Origin of the sequence: Turicibacter sp. TJ11 (genome assembly GCF_021497505.1) — a bacterium.
Taxonomy (GTDB): Bacteria; Bacillota_I; Bacilli_A; order MOL361; family Turicibacteraceae; genus Turicibacter.
The window spans coordinates 1,907,332-1,927,213 of the sequence record NZ_CP069349.1; the positions used below are offsets into that span (position 1 = coordinate 1,907,332).

At 33.4% G+C, this 19,882-nt stretch carries 16 protein-coding genes and 1 pseudogene; 3 read left to right on the plus strand and 14 right to left on the minus strand.

Annotated elements, in window-relative coordinates:
• The first annotated feature begins 137 nt into the window (after positions 1-137).
• Positions 138-509, plus strand: a complete 372-nt coding sequence (locus JRC48_RS09170; RefSeq protein ID WP_235069270.1) for an AraC family transcriptional regulator — start codon at positions 138-140, stop codon at positions 507-509.
• A gap of 27 nt (positions 510-536) precedes the next feature.
• On the opposite strand, the gene JRC48_RS09175 is transcribed toward JRC48_RS09170, so the two are convergent.
• Positions 537-1,820 carry an alkaline phosphatase family protein gene (locus JRC48_RS09175; protein WP_235069271.1) on the minus strand — a complete coding sequence of 428 codons (1,284 nt, stop codon included), beginning with the start codon at positions 1,818-1,820 and terminating at the stop codon, positions 537-539.
• A gap of 160 nt (positions 1,821-1,980) precedes the next feature.
• Between JRC48_RS09175 and JRC48_RS09180 the strand changes: the two genes are divergently transcribed.
• Positions 1,981-2,157 carry a hypothetical protein gene (locus JRC48_RS09180; protein ID WP_235069272.1) on the plus strand — a complete coding sequence of 59 codons (177 nt, stop codon included), beginning with the start codon at positions 1,981-1,983 and terminating at the stop codon, positions 2,155-2,157.
• A 40-nt stretch (positions 2,158-2,197) separates the two neighbouring features.
• On the opposite strand, the gene JRC48_RS09185 is transcribed toward JRC48_RS09180, so the two are convergent.
• From JRC48_RS09185 to JRC48_RS09210, 6 genes are all read right to left on the minus strand, one after another.
• Positions 2,198-2,500, minus strand: coding sequence for a CAAX protease family protein (locus tag JRC48_RS09185; protein WP_235069273.1), 303 nt, complete (start codon positions 2,498-2,500; stop codon positions 2,198-2,200).
• A gap of 13 nt (positions 2,501-2,513) precedes the next feature.
• Positions 2,514-3,386 (minus strand): Hsp33 family molecular chaperone HslO, encoded by an 873-nt coding sequence (hslO, locus tag JRC48_RS09190; protein WP_235069274.1) that lies wholly within the window; start codon positions 3,384-3,386, stop codon positions 2,514-2,516.
• A gap of 547 nt (positions 3,387-3,933) precedes the next feature.
• Entirely contained in the window at positions 3,934-5,964 is a 2,031-nt protein-coding gene (gene ftsH, locus JRC48_RS09195) for an ATP-dependent zinc metalloprotease FtsH (RefSeq protein ID WP_235069275.1), read from the minus strand.
• A 15-nt stretch (positions 5,965-5,979) separates the two neighbouring features.
• Positions 5,980-6,519 (minus strand): hypoxanthine phosphoribosyltransferase, encoded by a 540-nt coding sequence (hpt, locus tag JRC48_RS09200; RefSeq protein WP_235071037.1) that lies wholly within the window; start codon positions 6,517-6,519, stop codon positions 5,980-5,982.
• Complete coding sequence (gene tilS / locus JRC48_RS09205) at positions 6,512-7,891, minus strand: tRNA lysidine(34) synthetase TilS (protein ID WP_235069276.1); 1,380 nt, start codon at positions 7,889-7,891, stop codon at positions 6,512-6,514. The genes hpt and tilS overlap by 8 nt, the downstream gene beginning before the upstream one ends.
• A gap of 3,263 nt (positions 7,892-11,154) precedes the next feature.
• On the minus strand, positions 11,155-12,315 hold the full coding sequence (locus JRC48_RS09210; RefSeq protein ID WP_235069277.1) for a SpoIIE family protein phosphatase: 1,161 nt from the start codon (positions 12,313-12,315) through the stop codon (positions 11,155-11,157).
• 432 nt (positions 12,316-12,747) lie between these two features.
• Between JRC48_RS09210 and JRC48_RS09215 the strand changes: the two genes are divergently transcribed.
• Positions 12,748-14,364: an IS1182 family transposase gene (locus JRC48_RS09215; protein WP_235069278.1), complete on the plus strand. Its 1,617-nt coding sequence runs from the start codon at positions 12,748-12,750 to the stop codon at positions 14,362-14,364.
• Positions 14,365-14,547: 183 nt separating this feature from the next.
• Here JRC48_RS09215 and JRC48_RS09220 read toward each other — a convergent pair whose 3' ends face one another.
• From JRC48_RS09220 to JRC48_RS09250, 7 genes and pseudogenes are all read right to left on the minus strand, one after another.
• On the minus strand, positions 14,548-15,873 hold the full coding sequence (locus JRC48_RS09220) for an MATE family efflux transporter (protein ID WP_235069279.1): 1,326 nt from the start codon (positions 15,871-15,873) through the stop codon (positions 14,548-14,550).
• Positions 15,874-16,200: 327 nt separating this feature from the next.
• The gene (locus JRC48_RS09225; protein ID WP_055243898.1) at positions 16,201-16,557 is read right to left on the minus strand and encodes a S1 RNA-binding domain-containing protein; all 357 of its coding nucleotides are present in this window, start codon (positions 16,555-16,557) and stop codon (positions 16,201-16,203) included.
• 46 nt (positions 16,558-16,603) lie between these two features.
• Positions 16,604-16,942: a septum formation initiator family protein gene (locus JRC48_RS09230; RefSeq protein ID WP_235069280.1), complete on the minus strand. Its 339-nt coding sequence runs from the start codon at positions 16,940-16,942 to the stop codon at positions 16,604-16,606.
• Entirely contained in the window at positions 16,902-17,222 is a 321-nt protein-coding gene (locus tag JRC48_RS09235; RefSeq protein ID WP_235071075.1) for a hypothetical protein, read from the minus strand. Before JRC48_RS09235 ends, JRC48_RS09230 begins: the two co-directional genes overlap by 41 nt.
• Positions 17,223-17,426: pseudogene (gene yabQ / locus JRC48_RS09240) on the minus strand (spore cortex biosynthesis protein YabQ); the annotation flags it as partial.
• Positions 17,423-17,740, minus strand: coding sequence for a sporulation protein YabP (gene yabP / locus JRC48_RS09245; protein WP_235069281.1), 318 nt, complete (start codon positions 17,738-17,740; stop codon positions 17,423-17,425). The pseudogene yabQ and the gene yabP, both read right to left, overlap by 4 nt.
• Before the next feature lie 774 nt (positions 17,741-18,514).
• Positions 18,515-19,555 carry an ABC transporter substrate-binding protein gene (locus JRC48_RS09250; RefSeq protein ID WP_235069282.1) on the minus strand — a complete coding sequence of 347 codons (1,041 nt, stop codon included), beginning with the start codon at positions 19,553-19,555 and terminating at the stop codon, positions 18,515-18,517.
• Positions 19,556-19,882 lie beyond the last annotated feature (327 nt).

The window sequence follows — 19,882 nt, forward strand, 5'->3', positions numbered from 1 at the left end:
TAATAACCTCACTGTAATGATAATCATTATCAACTATTACTATTATAACAGTTAAGCTGAACAAAATCTTTGACTATATTTAGATTTTAAAAACTATTTTTTATCTTGTACTATTTTAAATGAGTGAGGTTAGAACGATGAAGCAAGACTATCTCAAAGATCATCCAAAAATGAAACTTTACGGACTTCGAGTGTATCGTTATGTGGAGCAAAATTATGATCGAAATCTAACACTTGAGGATGTTGCAAGCTACTTTCACTTAAATAAGTGTTATTTTTGTTCCGTACTAAAAAAAGAATTGAATAAAACTTTTTCGCAAATCGTCAATGAGGTTCGGATTGAAAAAAGTAAAGAATTATTAAAAGAGACTAGTTTATCCACACTATCTATTGCTTTATCGGTCGGATTTAACAATCAAAATTATTTTAATGTGACATTCAAAAAAATCACTGGAATGACTCCCCTCCAATATCGAAAAAAAGCTTTATTAGAACAAAAGGAGGCATGAGTAATTTTTACTCATGCCTCCTTTTTATTAATCAACTAAAATTTCTCGTAAAACACGTCCGTCTGCTTGTGGCATTTCAAACCCTAAAATAGCTGCACATGTTGGAGCAATATCAACTACTTTAGCAACTGATAATTCTTTTCCTTCTAACACTCCAGGTCCACTTAAAATCAAACAAGGTTGTTCTCCTTTACTCGGAATATGGCCATGTGTCCCACGACTCACACGATAATCCTCATTCATAATTGGATTCCGGTAATCAGCCAAAATATTAAATCCAAACGAAGATCCCGTTTTTGATTCTAAAACAAAACTAAAGTCTCCATCTAAGTGATAAGTTTGTTTTACTTGTTCACGCGTAAAGATATGTTCAATACATAATAACTCACGATTTTTATTTAGTAATTCATATACCTCACTAACTAAATCAGTATTGGCTGGATCTTTCACATAAACATGTGCCGATACCCCACTTGATTGAACGTAAGCTTTCCAATCAGTCATTTTTCCTTCTTTATCAATCGTTAGAAGTCCATTTTCTATTAATAATTTATTAGCATTTACACTCATATGAATGTCAACTTGCCCATGATCTGAGCAAAAGACAAAGGTTGTTTGTTCATATAAGTTATTAGCTTTCAACTCATCCACAACAATCGCTAGCATATCATCTAAATATTTATAGGCATCCACTAACTTTTCTGATAATACCCCATAGGAATGACGATAATGATCCGGAAGTGTCATATGCATGAGTGTTAAATCAGGCTGATAATGATGAATCACATATTTTGAAGCTAAGGCTGAAAATTTATCTGTTGAATAATAGTTCGGTAATGTCCATGCCTCAGCACAATAATCCCACATTTCTTGTGTTAAAACATCATTTGAATTTTTACGAATCTCTGATTCTTGCTCTTCCTTTGGATAATGGATCCCCGCGCGTTGAACTAAGTAATCCACATTTGCTCCAACTAATGTTGGCCAACTATTAACGAATGTTGTATATCCAAATTCTTTGGCTAACTCAGGTAGAATCTGCGCTTTATTTTGTGAACGTAATTCATACCAAGGTGCTTGAGTCATTAATGGAGTAAATTTTTCATTCGTAATAACTCCATGTTTATCTGGATAAGTTCCTGACACAATCGATGCATGAGCTGTATAAGTCATAGATGGATAAACAGTCTCAACACATTTAACAATCGATGCTTTCTCTAAAATTGGACCAAACGTCGGTAACGTTTTTAAAATTTCAATATCTTTTCCAATCATCGCATCTAAAGAGATTAATAATAATTTTTTCTTCATCTATTCGACTCACTTTCTTTATTTACTACTAATAATTAACAAATAATTTTATTCCCTATAATCATGACATAAATCGTATCAATTGTCCAATGTTAAGATACACATAAATTAGTGTCTTTGCGTAAGATATATTAATCATAGAAGAAATGGAGCGATACGAATGAGAGTGCTTAACATTCTTCTTATTATATGCGCTTGTTTACTATTATTTATAGGACTTCAGACGCCAGAAACATCTGAGTCAACTCATCAAGAAATAGACCATCCATTAAACCTAGAAACATTTGATCCTAGACCAAATATTGAAAAAGTTATCGATCAGTTATATCCGATGTAAAAAAAGTCCATTATTTCATGATGAAATAATGGACTTTTTATTAATATCCAAAAAGAATTTTATAGATCACGTAAAACCATCCTAATAAACCATGAATAATAGCCCATAGAATAGAGTGGTGAATACTGAATGAAACAACAACCGCAATCATCATTCCTAAATTATAACTTTTCCCGAGAGTTGACATAGCCCCTTTACGAAGTTGATGACGATAATCTTCTCTTAATTCTTCTCGTAGTTCTTCTTTTATCTTTTCACGCCAGTAATCTTTTTGTGAGGATTCACTTCCATCACTTATGACTTCTGCTTCTACAACTTCAACTTGATCTTCATATTGCCCCATGTTGTGTCATCCTTTATTGTCTATTTTTTAATTCTTCTAACTCTTCTGCTGTAAACTGATAACGTTCCATACAGAAGTGACAAACAGCTTCTGCTCCATTATCTTCGTCGATCATTGCTTGAATCTCATCTTTTCCTAAGCTAACGATTCCATTTTCAAATTTTTCTTTTGAACATGTGCATTCAAAATGAACTTCATGACGATCTAAAATACGAACTTCCTCTTTTCCAAAGATCGTTTCTAAAATAGCTTCAGGCGTATATCCTTCATCAATCATCGTTGATACTGGTTTAATATTAGCTAATGCTGTTTCTAATTTTGTTAATGTTTCTTCTGTTGCTCCAGGCATGACTTGGATAATAAATCCTCCAGCGGCACGAACTGAGTTATCTGGATCAACTAAAACACCTACTCCAACAGCTGATGGAACTTGTTCTGATACTGCAAAGTAATAAGTGAAATCATCTCCAATTTCACCAGTTTGTAATGGAACTTGCCCTGTAAAGTAGTCTTTTAATCCTAAGTCTTTTGTCACTGATAGTTGACCATCAGTTCCAACCGCCATTCCTACATTTAATTTACCTGAGTTATATTGGAAGTGAACTTCAGGATTAGAAACATAACCACGAACTACTCCCTTTGAGTTAGCATCAACAATAACAGATCCAATTGGACCATTTCCATTAATGCGGATTGTAATTGTTTCTTCACCTTTTAACTGACTTCCCATCATCGCAGCAACTGTTAAAGTACGTCCTAAAGCAGCTGAAGCCGTTGGCCAGCATCCATGACGACGACGTCCTTCCTCAACTAAGTTAGTTGAAGTAATAGCAAATGCGCGAATTTGATCTTCAAAAGCTAATGCCTTTACTAAGTAATCTTTCATTTATAACTCCTCCTTGATGTCTTGTTATTTCTTAGGAAATTAGAAACTGATATCTCTTTTAACAATTTTACACGAATGATGACTATTTGAAAAGTTAGTTTCTTTATCTCTGTAAGTAGCCAAAAAAAATTCATAGCTTAAACATAACAGCTAATTCTTAACTTTCATTCATTAGAGTAAATGATAGTCTTTTAACTAAGCAAGAAAAAATTTTAACTTTCTATCGTTAGTTAAATGAGAGTTAAAATTCTTTAATGATAAAAACTAATCACTAATTACCTCATTCTATAACTATTTCACTCGTTGAATAGTTTATATTAAACTAAAAAGACAATTTAAATATGAAATTAATTTAGAAATAATAAATATTCAATTTATATTTTTAGCCATTAAAGTAAATTTATTTATATGATTAGAAATTTTGTTTAGATTAATTTTTATTTCTTTGATGAATGAGTGCCTTTTTAACTTAACTCGTTCTTATTTAAGATGGATCTACCTAAAAAGCACCCTTCCTTTAAGAAGAGTGCTTTTTAATGTCTTATTATTAAGTTAAATCAATAATAGGTAACTTTTCTTTCGATAAAGTTAATGTTGATTTTAACTGATAGTTGTGACTTTCACGAACTAACTTAAATTTAGGACGTTTTTTATCATCCTTTGAATTATCTAAACTATAAGCTGTTGATTCAAGTTTTCCTTTTTCAACTAACTCATCAATTTGTTCTTTCGTTAATGTTTCATATTGTAATAACGTTTCAGCAATTAATTTTACTAAGTCTTGATTTTCTAATAAAACTTTACGACAACGATCATAACAAGCACTAATAATTTTATGAATTTGTTCATCAATTTGACGTGCTAAATGATCAGAGAAGTTTTTATCTTTATTATAATCACGACCTAAGAAAACATTTCCGCTACGTTGTTCATATTGAATTGGACCTAACTCACTCATCCCATATTCCGTAACCATTGCACGTGCAATAGCAGTGGCTTTTTGGAAGTCGTTATGTGCTCCTGTTGTAACTTCCTTGAATGTAATTTCTTCAGAAACACGTCCTGCAAGTAATCCAGTAATACGATCGAGTAAATCTTGCTTTGTTTGTAAATATGTTTCTTCTTCAGGAAGCATTAAGGCATATCCACCCGCTTCACCACGTGGGATAATAGTTACTTTGTGGACAACTTCAGCGTTATCTAATTTTAAACCAATGACAGCATGTCCCGCTTCATGATAAGCAACCACGCGTCTTTCTTTTTTCGAGAAGACTTTAGATTTCTTAGCAGGCCCCATCATAACACGGTCAGTCGCTTCATCCACATCATGCATTTGAATTTGTTTACGATTATCACGAGCAGCTAATAACGCTGATTCGTTTAATAAGTTTTCTAAATCTGCTCCACTAAATCCTGGTGTACGACGAGCAATATCCTCTAATCGAACTTCAGGTGCTAAACGTTTATTACGAGCATGTACTTTTAAGATTGCTTCACGTCCTTTAACATCTGGACGACCAATTGTAATTTGACGGTCAAAACGTCCTGGACGTAATAATGCAGGATCAAGTACGTCTGGTCGGTTAGTTGCAGCCATTACAATAATTCCTGAATTCGGACCGAATCCATCCATTTCAACAAGTAATTGGTTTAAGGTTTGTTCACGCTCATCGTGACCTCCACCCATTCCTGCTCCACGTTGACGACCAACCGCATCAATTTCATCAATGAAAATAATACATGGCGCTGTTTTTTTAGCAGTTTGGAACATATCACGTACACGGCTTGCTCCAACCCCTACAAACATCTCTACGAAGTCTGAACCAGAGATTGAATAAAATGGTACACCCGCTTCACCAGCAACAGCACGAGCTAATAATGTTTTACCAGTTCCTGGAGGACCTACTAATAAGATACCTTTAGGAACTCGTGCTCCCATCTCATTGTACTTCGCTGGGCTTTTTAAGAAGTCTACCACTTCTACTAACTCTTCTTTTTCTTCATCGTTACCCGCTACGTCATTAAAAGAAATTCCTTCTTGTTTAGATAATTTCGCACGGCTTTTTCCAAAATCGAAAGCTTTGTTATTTCCTCGTTGCGCTGATCTAAACATGAACATAATGACACCTAGGAATAACACCGTTAATAAAGCATAAGATAAGAAACTCCAAATCTTTCCTATCGTTGGTGCTAATCCATTCGTAAATTCAACATCGTTTGCTAATGCTAAATCACTAATTTTATTATAGGCAGCATCTGCAACTCGTGTTTGGTAAATCGTTTCTTTTCCATCAACTAATATTTTACCTGAAATGGTCCATAAATTTTTATTATCTTCTCCATCAGTTGGTCGAGCTTGAATCGTTTGAACATTTCCACTTTCAATTTGTTCAATAAACTCATTATATGTTGGTTCGATAATAGTTGGCTGTGGTGATTCAGCAAATATAAATCCGTATAATCCTAAAACAATAATAAATAGAATGAAGTAGATTCCAATACTTTGTGGACCCTTTTTATTAAAACTACTTTTCTTTTTAATGCTGTTAATTTTATCCTTTGGATTAATTGGCGGCATTTTCGCACCTCTTTCTTAATTCATATAGACTTCTTCTTTAAGAATACCTACATATGGTAAATTACGATAATACTCATCATAATCTAATCCGTATCCAACAACGAAAGCCTTTGGAATAGTAAATCCAATATACTTAGGTTCCATAACAACGACACGACCTTCTGGTTTATCTAACATTGTAGCCACCTCAACTGATGCTGCACCACGATGTTTTAATAAAGCAATTACTTTATCTAATGTGAAACCTGTATCTACGATATCTTCAACGATGATGATATGACGATTTTCAACTGAAATATCTAAATCCTTTAAAATTTTCACTTGTCCAGAAGAAGTTGTTCCCCCATGATAACTTGAAACATCCATAAATTCAATTTGAATTGGAATATTCATGTGTTTCATTAAATCTCCGATAAAAGGAACTGATCCTTTTAATAACCCTAATAAAATCGGTTTTTTATCCGCATAGTCGATTTCTAATTGTTTTGCTAATTCTGCTGCTTTTGCTTCAATTTGCTCTGTTGTTAATAAAATTTCTTTAATATCGTTATGCATCTTTTTCATTCCCTCCACGGTGACAATAATCAATTGTTATTATATGGCCTTCTACTTGTTGCTGACAAAGCGATGACTTTTTTAAAAGCGGTATCCAAATGATTTGATCGTTAGCATCTGTAATGATGGGCCATGTATTTCTTAGTAGCTTAGGAACTTTACTTTCAATCATAATTTCCTTTACCTTTTTTGAACCATAACCGTTCATTAATTGAATACGATCTCCTGGTCTACGCGTTCTAACTTTTAAAGGCAATTCTATTTCATTATAACACAAATGAACTTTATTAATGCAAGATTTTTCCGTTTTTTCATCGACTTTCTTCTCTCTTGCATTGATTATTGAACCAGTTGGTAAAATGGTTTTAGCATCCAAAGATAGAACCATTTCGTAGTCTATCTCTGTCGTAGGTATTGTAGAGAATTTTACTACATCATATGCAATTACACAATTAATTTGATGAGGTAAGGCTAAGATTAAATTAGGTTTATCATTTTTAATTAGCCTATAAATTTTTTCAATATGAATCGTTTGAATATCTTTAATTGTAAATCGCTGCAACAGACGTTTAATCAATCGTTTAGCTAGACTTGGAGGTAGCTTCTGAACAAAACTTCGAGAAACACTACAATCCTCTTTACCTTGAGAAACAAATTGCATCAATTGGTCAACCTGCTCAGAAAAGTATGCTTCATCTTCACTTAATTGCTCACTAATCATCCTCGAATGCTCATAGATAGACGCACTTTCGTTAACAAGTGATGGAACAATATACTTTCTAATACGATTTCTTGTATAGACGTCACTCTCATTGGATTCATCTTCTCTAAACAAAACACCTTCTGCCTCACAGTAACGGTAAATTTCTTGCTTAGTGATAGAGATTAGCGGCCTCACAATTTTTAAACCATGATTGATTGTTATCGGTTCAATTCCAATTAAGCCACTAGACGTATTTTGATATAAAAGACGATGTAGTTGAGTTTCTAAATGATCATCTGCATGATGAGCGGTGACTAAACAATCAGCTTGATAATGATTGGCCATAGACTTAAAAAATTCATATCTTTTATTTCTTGCATATTCATGAAAATTTTCAGTCTGATCATTCTTCGGTAAATAGTAAACCTCGTAAGGAAGATTGTACATACGTGCTACTTTTTCAACTAGTATTTCATCTAAATCAGAATTTATTCGTTTTTTATGGTTAACATGAGCAACAACTAAACGTAATTGATGATTAGTAGCAAAATATTTCATAAAATGTAGTAGCGCCATTGAATCAGCGCCCCCTGAAACAGCTACAATAATTGATTTGTTTTTCTCAAATAAATTGTATTTTTTTATCGTCTCTAATATAACCCTTTGCATTTAATTTCAAACTCCTTATAACTCATAAAAAACGCTTATAATCTATTATAGCCATTTTGAGGTAAAAAAAAAGCACTGTCTCATGTTTCATACACTTTTTCTCCAATCTCTTGATTATGACTTAATTATGCATAAGTACTAAGAAGTTTTTAGTATTTAAACCCATTTAACGTGACTCTCATCAATTAATTTTTTAAAATGATGCCCTTTACATTCCCAATCATTCATATTTCTTCACATAATAAAAAAACGATCAGATAAAATCTGATCACTTTTATTGTAATGAGCTCTATTACAATATATAAATCTGCACAAAAGGTGCGTTACTAAAGAAAGTTAAATGTGATTATTTGCGCACATAGTCTCATTTACTTCAATAGCCTTAAGCATCATTTCTTATTTTTTTATTATTATATTCTTCATTTAATTAATACGATGACCCTTCATCTTAGGCGGGCCTCTGAATACGGTCCTGTATCCAGTTAAAACGATATTACTATCGTGAGTCTTATTCAATTGTCTGTCCGAACACGGCTCCTTTAATCAACGAGCACTATTATACTGCCTTAATTTTGAAGCTACTAACGATGTGTCAGTAGCTTTTTGTTCTTAGAATCTTCTTTTATGTATAACCACCTGGATTTTGACTATACTAAATAGGTTTTAATTTACTTCATCATACAATCATTAATTCATCCAAACTTGGCTTGGCTTCTTTTCGGTATGATGAATCCATACGTTTACTTTTATATTATTTTTGTCTTATCTAAGACTTCTTTATTCAGTTATTTAGTCATCGATTAGTAAAACTAGCTCCGACCCTAGAAATACTAAATTCTATTTATGAAAATAGTCTCTTTTTATCAAATTCCTGTACCGTAACATTTAAACTTCAGTTAAGAAAGCTTTGACTCTCTTACCAGTTAACTCGATTACATCACATTTTCTTTTCTTAAACTAGCTCTGACCTTAGCTTAAGTTTTATACTCATAGACATAAATTTAATACCTAAATCTGATTTTGCTTCTTACAAATCTCTAAAATAACCAAGGATCACTCTGATACGATGAGTGATTTTTTACTTATTTTTTCTCTCGAATCTTAATCACTTTTGATTTACATTTTAATTATTACTACTTAAGATAATGAACTTGATTTACATTATCTATCTTTCACGGAATAAATCATTCAATTACGCTTTTACTTCATATACCCTACTACTAAACTTATTTAATTATAAATTATAATATGTTCATATTTTTAACCATTAGATCTAAGTCTAGATAAGCTTTTTCATATCAGAAAATGCTTATCTTATCCTCTGGCTTACATTAAAATCTAACTTAATCACTTTGTTACTTCCGATTAATTAAACAAACTTTTTTACTCACACACTGAATCTTCCAACCAGCTCTGACTTCTGATTGATCACACAAGCTTGCTACACACATCACACACTTTTTTACTCGCACACTGAGTTTTTCAACCAGCTCTGACTTCTGATTGATCACACTACTACTTACGCACATCACACACTTTTTTACTCACACACTGAATCTTCCAACCAGCTCTGACTTCTGGTTCATCACACAAACTCGCTACACACATCACACACTTTTTTACTCGCACACTGAATCTTCCAACCAGCTCTGACTTCTGATTGATCACACAAACTCGATACACACATCACACACTTTTTTACTCGCACACTGAATCTTCCAACCAGCTCTGACTTCTGGTTGATCACACTACTACTTACACACATCACACACTTTTTTACTCGCACACTTCATTTTCCAACCAGCTCTGACTTCTGATTGATCACACAAACTCGCTACACACATCACACACTTTTTTACTCATACACTGATCTTCCAACCAGCTCTGACTTCTGGTTGATCACACAAACTCGCTACACACATCACACACTTTTTTACTCACACACTGATCTTCCAACCAACTCTGACTTCTGATTGATCACACAAACTGCCTACACACATCACACACTTTTTACACACACACTGATCTTCTAACCAGCTCTGACTTCTGGTTGATCACACAAACTCGCTACACACATCACACACTTTTTTACTCACACACTGATCTTCCAACCAACTCTGACTTCTGATTGATCACACAAACTGCCTACACACATCACACACTTTTTTACTCGCACACTGAGTTTTTCAACCAGCTCTGACTTCTGATTGATCACACAAACTGCCTACACACTTCACACACTTTTTACTCGCACACTGAGTTTTTCAACCAGCTCTGACTTCTGGTCGTTCACACTACCACTTACACACATCACACACTTTTTTACTCACACACTGAATCTTCCAACCAGCTCTGACTTCTGGTTGATCACACAAACTCGCTACACACTTCACACACTTTTTTACTCACACACTGATCTCTCAACCAGCTCTGACTTCTGGTTGATCACACAAACTCGCTACACACATCACACACTTTTTTTACTCACACACTGATTTCTCAACCAGCTCTGACTTCTGGTCGTTCACACTACTTACACACATCACACACTTTTTTACTCACACACTGAATCTTTCAACCAGCTCTGACTTCTGGTCGTTCACACTACTTACACACATCACACACTTTTTTACTCACACACTTCATTTTCCAACCAGCTCTGACTTCTGATTGATCACACTACTACTTACACACATCACACACTTTTTTACTCACACACTTCATTTTCCAACCAGCTCTGACTTCTGATTGATCACACAAACTCACTACACACTTCACACACTTTTTTACTCACACACTGATCTTCCAACCAGATCTGACTTCTGGTTCATCACACAAACTTGCTATACACATCACACACTTTTTTACTCACACACTTCATTTTCCAACCAGCTCTGACTTCTGATTGATCACACTACTACTTACACACTTCACACACTAAGTTTCCAATCAGTTTTGACTTTTGATTGGCTTAATAAAAATCACATGGTAATCTTTTTTATTTAATAATGATAAGATGTTGTTATCATAAATCCATAATGAATGGAATAAAATAATATCAAACAATATCATCTCTATCATGCTTTTTTATACTTAATCAACTAATCTTAATATAATAATAAAATTAGTTGATTGACACTTGAAATAAATTTGCTTTGATTTAACCTTAAAGGTTTGAATATAAAAAGATATACTTTTTCTTTTTTCTGAAAAATCGTTTCTTTATTGATAGCCACCTTAAAAAATAGCCTTAAAGTTAATCTCTAGGACGCATATTGGGCCTGGACAATTGCCTGCCGTCGATACTCAACGACTAAAACCATCATATCGTCTCTTATTTTTCCTTTATGTTTACTAACTGTCGCTTGAAGGATATTTTTTGATATTGTTTTAGGTGATTTTCCTATTTGATTTAGGATGACTTGTTCTAATTCATCCAGATCTGGAAATTGTTCAACGATGCCATCACTACACATGAGTAATAAATCGTCTTCTTCTAAATCTAACGTGACGTGATCAACCTCTTGATCACTCATAACGCCAACAGGAAGTTGAGCTAAATTAATTAATTCAATTTGTTGATTTCGAACAAGAAAAGTAGGGGTTGCCCCTTTTTTATAAAAGGTCGCTCGCTGCCTCTCTCGGTCAATCATACAAATATCTAACGAAAAGAATCTTTCGTTCGCATTGGAATGTTGTTTTAATTGTTGTAAAGTTTGAATGGCTGTTTTAATTGGAATATTAAAACTTAGCAAACATCTTAAAATTTTCAAAGCTTCTGAGCTCTCTTGATGAGCCAGTTCCCCGTTGCCCATTCCATCACTAATCGCAATAAATGTTTGACCATTTGTAAAGTTTTCATACATGTAGCTATCGCCTGAAATTTTATTTCCATCTTTCCCAACATATGAAACGGCATGATCAATTTTAAATTGATTTGAAGAATAGACTTTAATTTTGGTTTGTTTGCCCTTCGTTTTTTCCACAATCAATCGCAGTGGTTCATTCGTAATACTTTCTAGTATTGCCTGAATGGACAACAAAGTTAATTCTTTCGGGGGCGAATTGATAACAAGATCCATCTTAATGAGTCTTGGATAAAGACTTTTAATCTTTATATCCGAGCATCTCACATGAATTCTTGCTAATTCTTCTTTAATTCGATTAAACTGCAATTCAAAGTCATGACGATCATACATCATAGATTGCATCATACTATCTATTGCTAGTCCGATACAATCTAAGATAACGTCGACTCTGATTAATTGACCTTTGCCAATAAACGAACGTAGTGATTTTACTAATTGCTGAAAATTCACTAGTTGGTTAAAGAGTTGACTAATCGTATAAATATTTAATTTATCTCTCGTCTCTCTTTTTGGCTTAGGCGAAAATGTTTTTTTCATTTTCGTTACGAGTTCCATTCCTCTCTCCTCCTAATGACCTTAACTAATTGCTCCCTCCCCGGGCTCAATTCGTAAACCTATCTTACCATTCGTCTAGTAGAGAATTTGTCACTTTATTGGTCGTGTTTCATCTTTTGAAAGACACATTTTTTACATCTTCGGCACATCTATTAAAAAAAACTCATACATTCTACCTTGTTTTACAGCACTCGGCAGTAACCGATGTCAATTTTATTGAAAGCTTTTTAAGAAACATGAATAAAAATTAGTCAATAAACATATAATATCTGATTAAACTCTAGCAACATCTTATTATGGTCATAATATTCACTTCATCTGTATATAAAAGAAAAAGGGGCTGTCTCAAAATAGATGGCCCTTGAATTAAAAATCTAAAAGATACAAAAAAAGGCAGTCCCATTCAGGACTGCTTTTTTGTATACTTTTTTTATGCTTAAAAAAGAAAATATACATCAAGATTATACAACTTATTCAACTGGATATCAACTCTCTTTAACGATGGATATTCAAGTTTATATTCCACCTCATGATCCTGTACGTTTGCTTAATCAATTATTGGAGGGATTAGATGATAAAAAATTATTAAGCACTTACTCTGATAAAGGGAGAAATTCTGTCGTACCACCGGTGATCATGTTTAAGATTTTAATTTACGCGTATATGAATCGCTCTTTTTCTTCACGAGAAATTCAGCGACTTTGTCAACGGGATATTCATTTTATCTGGTTATTAAATGGATATCCAGCGCCTAGCCATCATACGATTAATCGATTTAGAAAACATCATTTAAGCGATGGTGTCATGGAAGATTTATTTGATCAATTCATTGAGTGTCTTCACGCCTTAGATGAAATTCATTTTAAGAACCTATTTATTGATGGAACAAAAGTTGAAGCCAATGCCAATCGCTATTCGTTTATTTGGTTAAAATCAGTGACTAAAAATGAAGCGAAGCTCCAGGTCAAAATAGAAAAACTCCTTCAACAAGTGAATGACATGTATCTCGTTAATTATTCATTTGATGGTGAATCCCCATTATCCGTGATGGAGTCTTGTTTACAGATGCTTCAACAAAAAGTGAATGAACAATCTCTTGAATTTGTTTATGGAAAAGGTAAGAGAAAAACCATTTTACAACGTCAAGTTGAATCAATGGAAGCATTCATAGAGAAACAAATCATTTACTTGGACTATCAAAAAATGATCGGTTCAACCCGCTCAAGTTGTTCAAAAACAGATCCGGATGCCACCTTCATGCGAATGAAAGAAGATCACATGAAAAATGGGCAACTCAAACCTGGGTATAATGTCCAGATTGGAGTTGAGGCCGAGTATATTGTTCATGTTGGAATCTTTAGTTCGGCAAATGATGTCACGACTTTGATTCCCTTTCTGACAGCCATGGAATCTCGATTATCTAAAACATATGAACGAGTGATTGCAGATGCGGGTTATGAAAGTGAAGAAAATTATGCTTATTTGAAGGAAAACCATCAAAAAGGTTTCATTAAGCCCCTCAACTATGAAACCTTAAAAACAAGAAAATATAAAGCTCAACTGGGGAAACGAGAAAACATGGCGTACGATGAACTCAACGATACCTATACGTGCGCAAATGGCAGAACGTTAAAACCGATCGAAGTTAAAATTCGAGAAAGTCAGACCGGTTATCGAAAAGAAGTCACGATTTATGAATGTGAAACCTGCCAAGATTGTCCTTTGCGTTTAAAATGTACAAAAGCGAAAGAAGGAAACTCAAAACGATTGGAAGTGTCTAAAAAAATGCTTTGGCTAAGAACAGAGTCACTTAAAAATATCCAAAGTGAAGAAGGGATTCTGTTAAGAAAGAATCGTTCGATTCAAGTCGAAGGTGCTTTTGGCGTGTTAAAACAAGATTATGGCTTCAGAAAATTTTTAACCCGTGGAAAAGTCCATGTCACAGTCGAACTATTGCTTCTATGTTTTGGATATAATGTGCAAAAATTACATAACAAAATTCAAAGCCATCGTTGCGGACAACAACTTCATCCAGGGAAAGTGGCTTAAAAAATCAGAATAGACTGTCATTTTGAAGGAAAGAAACGTCCTTCTTTTCGTCGTGCTTAAAATTAAGTCTAACCCATAAAATTAAATTTACAGACTGATTTTTTTACGATGAATAGCCAAAAAAAGGAGCATGTCGCTCCATGACTATAAAATTTTAGTCATTTTGATACAGCCCCTTTTTTATTAAATAACAGCTTTTCCTCTCCAACCTCCGCGTTTCCAACGAATATAGAAGATAACAGCTCGTAAACACTCATCAAGTGCCATTGCAAGCCAAATCCCAACAAGTCCCCATCCTAAGACAATTCCAAAAATGTAAGAAAGCAAGGTTGCTACACCCCACATCGATAAAACGCTAATGTAAACAGGATACTGTGTATCTCCCGAAGCTTGCATCCCACGAATAATCACAATATTAACCGCACGACCAAGCTCTAAAAAGATTTCAATGAATGTAATTACTTTTAACAAAGATAAGATTTCTTGGTTATTTGTAAATAATCCAAAAATGTAATCACTTAATAAGAAAACACTCGTTGAAATAATCAATGTGACTAACATGGCAGGTCGTAATGTTTTCAAACTACGTTTATACGCTTCATCTTCTTCTTTAGCGCCTACTAGATGACCAATAATAATTTGATTCGCTTGGCCTACTGCTGAAGAATATAGGTATGAAAGCCAAGCAATCATATTAGCATACACACGTGCGGTAATAACAGCTGTTCCTAGTAAGTTCACACATGTTAAAATCACCATTTGAGAAAAGTTATACATAACACTTTCTCCACCTGCTGGCAATCCAATACATAATAATTGCTTCGATGTTTCTTTAGGAAACGGACGGAGATATTTAATATGTAAATTCCCTTCGATTTTGCTTACAAATAGTAGATACGCTAATATCACTCCAACAAATCGGCTAAAGACACTTGAAATCGCAATTCCCATAATTCCTAAAGACGGTAATAACAGTGCATTTCCAATGATATTTAGGATATTTACCATAACAGAGATATACATTCCTTGCTTGATCAGCCCGTTACTTCTAAAGATTGCCGAGAAACTCATAAATAATGCCTGTAAAAAAACAAGACCTCCAACGATGTTTAAATAAATCTTAGCGTCAGCTTGTAATTCAGTTGGCATCTTTAAGGCTTGAAATAACGCATCACTTCCTAAAAATAAGGCTGCACTAATCAAAACACTGAAAATTAAGTTTATAAAAATACCTACCGTATAAATTTCTGAAACCTTTTCTTTATTTTTAGACCCTAAATACTGTGTGACCATAATGGTAATGGCCATCGTAACAATACTAAAAGTAATCGTAACAAAGTTCATAATTGTATTGACGTTTCCGATGGCTGCTACTGCATTCTCAGAATATTGACTCATCATCATCTGATCAACATTTCCAACGAGCATTTGTAAAACTAGTTCGATGAAAATTGGCCAAGTTAACTTAAACAACAATCCCTTTTGATTCATTTGTAGTGTTTGACTCATCATCTTCTCCTTATAGATATATAATTTTGTTTTCCTCATAAAAGACAACAATGGATTTTAACATCTTACAAAAAAATTGTAAATATCTCTACTTACTATAATAGATGATCCTATGTTTTTCGTTAGCTTCTACATCTGATTGTTTCTTTGTTGTTCAATTAAGTCTACACTAATCAACAGCAATATTCGTTTCATAAAAAAATCGCAGTTTAGCTGCGATTTTTTTATGAATATGTTTAAATACTTACACCTATTTTTTTATATAAAAGCCCCATCCTACTAGATAGGAATGGGGTCAGAATATATATGCTAAACAAGTGTCGTTAATTAGTTTGAACGACGACGTTGTGTTTTCATGTTCTTTTTAAGAGCCGATTGTTTTTCATCGCTATCTTTTAAGAAGTTAGTAATTGCTTTATCTAAGTCTAAAGCTGGACGAGCTGGCTTTTCTGGGCGAGCTGGTTTCATTGAAAGGTTAATTTTCCCTTCTGGTGTCACCTCTTTAACGCGCACAGTTACTTCCTGACCCACGCTGACAACATCTTCAACTTTTTCTACGAATTTTTCGGATAACTCACTAATGTGTACAAGTCCTGATTTACCATTTTCTAATTCCACAAATGCACCGAACTTCTTAACACTCGTGATTTTACCATTTAACTTTTGACCAGCTGTGATTGACATAAAAATCGACAGTCCTCCTCATAAATTTTTATATTTTTTAATTTACTTATTCTTGTTCTTCCGGAAGCTTAAATATTATTTCGCCTTCCTCTGATTTGAAATATTTCTCACGTGCAAGCTTAGCAATATAGTCTTCATTCTCAAGTTTGCTTATTTCATTGCGATAATATTCCTCTTTTGCGATTAACTCATCATATTGTTCTTGATATGTAGCTAAGTTTTCACGCGCTTTAGTAAGTTTTGACAGACGATCCGTGTACATGAAAGCCGCTGTTATTACGAAGAAACCAATTAATAGACTCATCGTTAAGATACGACGATAAAGAAATTGTCTTCTTCTTTTTCTATTGTTCTTCTGTATTAATGTTAGTTTTCTTTTTGCCACGTCGTCTCTCCCTCTTCTTACCTGACATTCTTTTTCCTAATTTAGCTATAGGCGTATAAAATAAAAGCTTTAAGATTCTAAGAAACAACATTATTATATCAGAAACAATCTTGTAAATAAACATAATGGGTGAAATTACTAAGATATTCACTACTTTTTTTAAAAAGTCAGCTACTGTGAACAAACTTTCTCCTAGCATTTCAAGATCACGATGTAATGGCTGTTTGAAGAACTTAAAATAAATGACTGCACCAACAATTAAGAAAATTAAAATGTACAAATGAAAGATTCCTTCATTCACATTATATATATAGACAAAAGTAAGGGGAATCTGGATTAACCAGTATAAAATAATAACGGCCCATTGCATGTAAGAATTTAAAAATATTTCTTTAATGATGAAGATAAAATCGAGCGTAATTCCTATAAAAACTCCATACAACAAGACGTGTATCATCAATTCAAATTGAACTTGTAAACTCATTTAAACAGTTTGCTAAGGATTCCTTTTGAGTCTTCACCTACTAGATCAAAATCATCATAGTCATAACCTGTGATATACCCAATAATCGATAGCTCCCCTTTTTCAAGATCTAGATTTTTCAATTCTAAATCCATTCCCCTTACTGTTAAAATCCCCATTGTTGTGTCAAGCGTAAATAGTTCACTATCAAAGCTAAGTAACTTCTTAATACCAGTGACATCCATTAATTTACGTTCTTTCATTGACACCTGATGATAGCCTAGTAATGTCGTCGGTTTTTGCTTCATATACGATTCTTTTTCATAAATGTTCATAGTCTCTTCCCTCCGTTATCTGTTTTATCATTAGAATTTATGAACACTCTAATTTAAATATAACTTTAGGATGAGAAAGATATTGTTTCTATGGCATATTATACGTCGTCAATAGACAGGTTGTTCATTAAACCGACTCAATCTCAGTATATTCTTTGTATGAATGTCCTCGTTAATCATGAAGATGACGAATTGACTCTTTTATTATGTTACTTAAAATATGTTGAAAGATTCTAATCCCTATTTATATAAAAAAGAACTAGGTTATACTTCTACTCTCTAAAAGAAAAAGAAGATTTTTTTAAAGCCCGCTACTATTAGCCTAACTAACTCTCAAAAAAAGGAATCCAATTTACATGCTTTAAAAACTAAAGTAACACAACCTTTTGAGGCATAAAAAAAGAAATACTTAAAAATACCTTCAAACTGAATTCACAAAAGCGACCCTTTATAGAATCTACATTAAGTTAGACAACAGAATGAAATGTATTTTTTAGTACTTCAAGATGTTAACTTGGCAGGTGGTCTTTCCCCTGCACCGAGTGTCGGATACCAAACCGAAGTTCAAGCAATCATCATTTATATTATATGATCACTACCAAAAAATATTCATGTTATTTATTTGGCTCAACACCAGAATTGGTTCTTGACAAAAAGTTGAGATAAATAGTCCAATCACAGAGTTAGAATTTAGGTATTTTTTCATTACTCATAAAGAACCATTAGAGTTAATTTCTTAGTTGAACCAAGTCAAGCACCATTTTTGGTGAAGACTCATTTATTTAGATAATAAAAGTCCTCATTTGGTAAACTTCCACCTACTGTGTTCACATCAAACTCGTAAAGTTTTTGCAAATAAAGTTCAATCTCTTCTTTAGCCTCCTCAGCTGTTTTAAACATTAAGTTTGAGTTAAAAACAACGTCTCTTGCAATATGTTGTGGCAGATCAAATCCCATCTTTACCAACTCAGCTGCCATTTCGTCTGGTGATTCATTAGCGAATTCAATACTTGCCTCTATTTGAGCAAGTAGAGGTTCTATCACTTCCTGATGATTTTCAATTAAGTTTTTATGAATAAATAAGCTCGCTTGTGGATAAGAAGTTCCTCCATACCATTCACGATATACTTTTTGAAAGTCTACAATCACATTCGTTGCTTCTACCTTCTTATTTAAAGTAGAAAGGGAAGGCTCTGAAATAACTGCTAGATTTGTTTCCCCAGCTTCATACCTGGCTTGAACATCAGAAGCACTTGATAAATACTCTATTTCAACCTGATTTAATAATCCTTTTTCTTTTAAAAACATTTGTAAAACAAAATCAGACGTACTACCTTCTTCAAAAGCTGTAATTTTTCGTCCTGCTAGTTCATCGATCGTCAAATTCTCATCACTAATGAGATAAAGGCTCCCCCACCCTAAGGTAGCAACTAACTGATAAGGAACTTGTTCTTGATAAACAATCGCCCCTAAATTTGTTGGTGCCATAATAACTTCTGCCGTTTCAGAAGTAAAAGCAGAAACTAATTCGTTGCTTTCTTTTATATAAGGTTGAATTTCATAACTTACGTGATTCCCTAAGCTTGGTTTTATAGCTGCTAAGTGAGCAAGTGACATCGCTGTTGCTTCATTTGGAACTAATATAGTAAACGAAACCGGATCAAACTGTGAAGATATCTTTGGAACTTCTTGTTCTACTATTTCTTCCTTAACTACTTTAGGTGATATCACTTTTGGTGATTCATTTGGTTTTTCTTCGTTTGCACATCCCGTTAATCCAACGATCAACATAAAGATGATCCATATATTTTTCATTTTTAAATTCCTCCTATGACCTTCTGCCTACGATTATATCTAAAAGTATTCCGACTTGAGTCATAAAACGTTAGCCACTTTCTGCACATATTAGACAATACCTATCTAATATTAGTATTAATTCAATAAAATAGTTAAAATTTATCGGATATCGCAACTTCACCTGATCTTTTTCTACATTAAATGAGAGAGATTTATTAATCCTTTTTTAAATTAATCTTATTTTTGTCGGTTTATGTTGAAAAAATCACAATATCTATATCTCTAAAAAGCTAGATTTGTTATAATATGCAAGGATTTTATAAATTATTGGAAGTGAGTGATTAA

Bases quoted from the DNA above. Each gene is read 5' to 3' on its own strand.
- ftsH (WP_235069275.1), bottom strand. From the start codon at position 5,964: ATGCCGCCAATTAATCCAAAGGATAAAATTAACAGCATTAAAAAGAAA.
- JRC48_RS09215 (WP_235069278.1), top strand. From the start codon at position 12,748: ATGCTTAAAAAAGAAAATATACATCAAGATTATACAACTTATTCAACT.
- yabP (WP_235069281.1), bottom strand. From the start codon at position 17,740: ATGAACATTTATGAAAAAGAATCGTATATGAAGCAAAAACCGACGACA.
- JRC48_RS09225 (WP_055243898.1), bottom strand. From the start codon at position 16,557: ATGTCAATCACAGCTGGTCAAAAGTTAAATGGTAAAATCACGAGTGTT.
- tilS (WP_235069276.1), bottom strand. From the start codon at position 7,891: ATGCAAAGGGTTATATTAGAGACGATAAAAAAATACAATTTATTTGAG.
- JRC48_RS09175 (WP_235069271.1), bottom strand. From the start codon at position 1,820: ATGAAGAAAAAATTATTATTAATCTCTTTAGATGCGATGATTGGAAAA.
- hpt (WP_235071037.1), bottom strand. From the start codon at position 6,519: ATGCATAACGATATTAAAGAAATTTTATTAACAACAGAGCAAATTGAA.
- JRC48_RS09170 (WP_235069270.1), top strand. From the start codon at position 138: ATGAAGCAAGACTATCTCAAAGATCATCCAAAAATGAAACTTTACGGA.
- JRC48_RS09210 (WP_235069277.1), bottom strand. From the start codon at position 12,315: ATGGAACTCGTAACGAAAATGAAAAAAACATTTTCGCCTAAGCCAAAA.
- hslO (WP_235069274.1), bottom strand. From the start codon at position 3,386: ATGAAAGATTACTTAGTAAAGGCATTAGCTTTTGAAGATCAAATTCGC.
- JRC48_RS09180 (WP_235069272.1), top strand. From the start codon at position 1,981: ATGAGAGTGCTTAACATTCTTCTTATTATATGCGCTTGTTTACTATTA.
- JRC48_RS09220 (WP_235069279.1), bottom strand. From the start codon at position 15,873: ATGAGTCAAACACTACAAATGAATCAAAAGGGATTGTTGTTTAAGTTA.
- JRC48_RS09250 (WP_235069282.1), bottom strand. From the start codon at position 19,555: ATGAAAAATATATGGATCATCTTTATGTTGATCGTTGGATTAACGGGA.
- JRC48_RS09185 (WP_235069273.1), bottom strand. From the start codon at position 2,500: ATGGGGCAATATGAAGATCAAGTTGAAGTTGTAGAAGCAGAAGTCATA.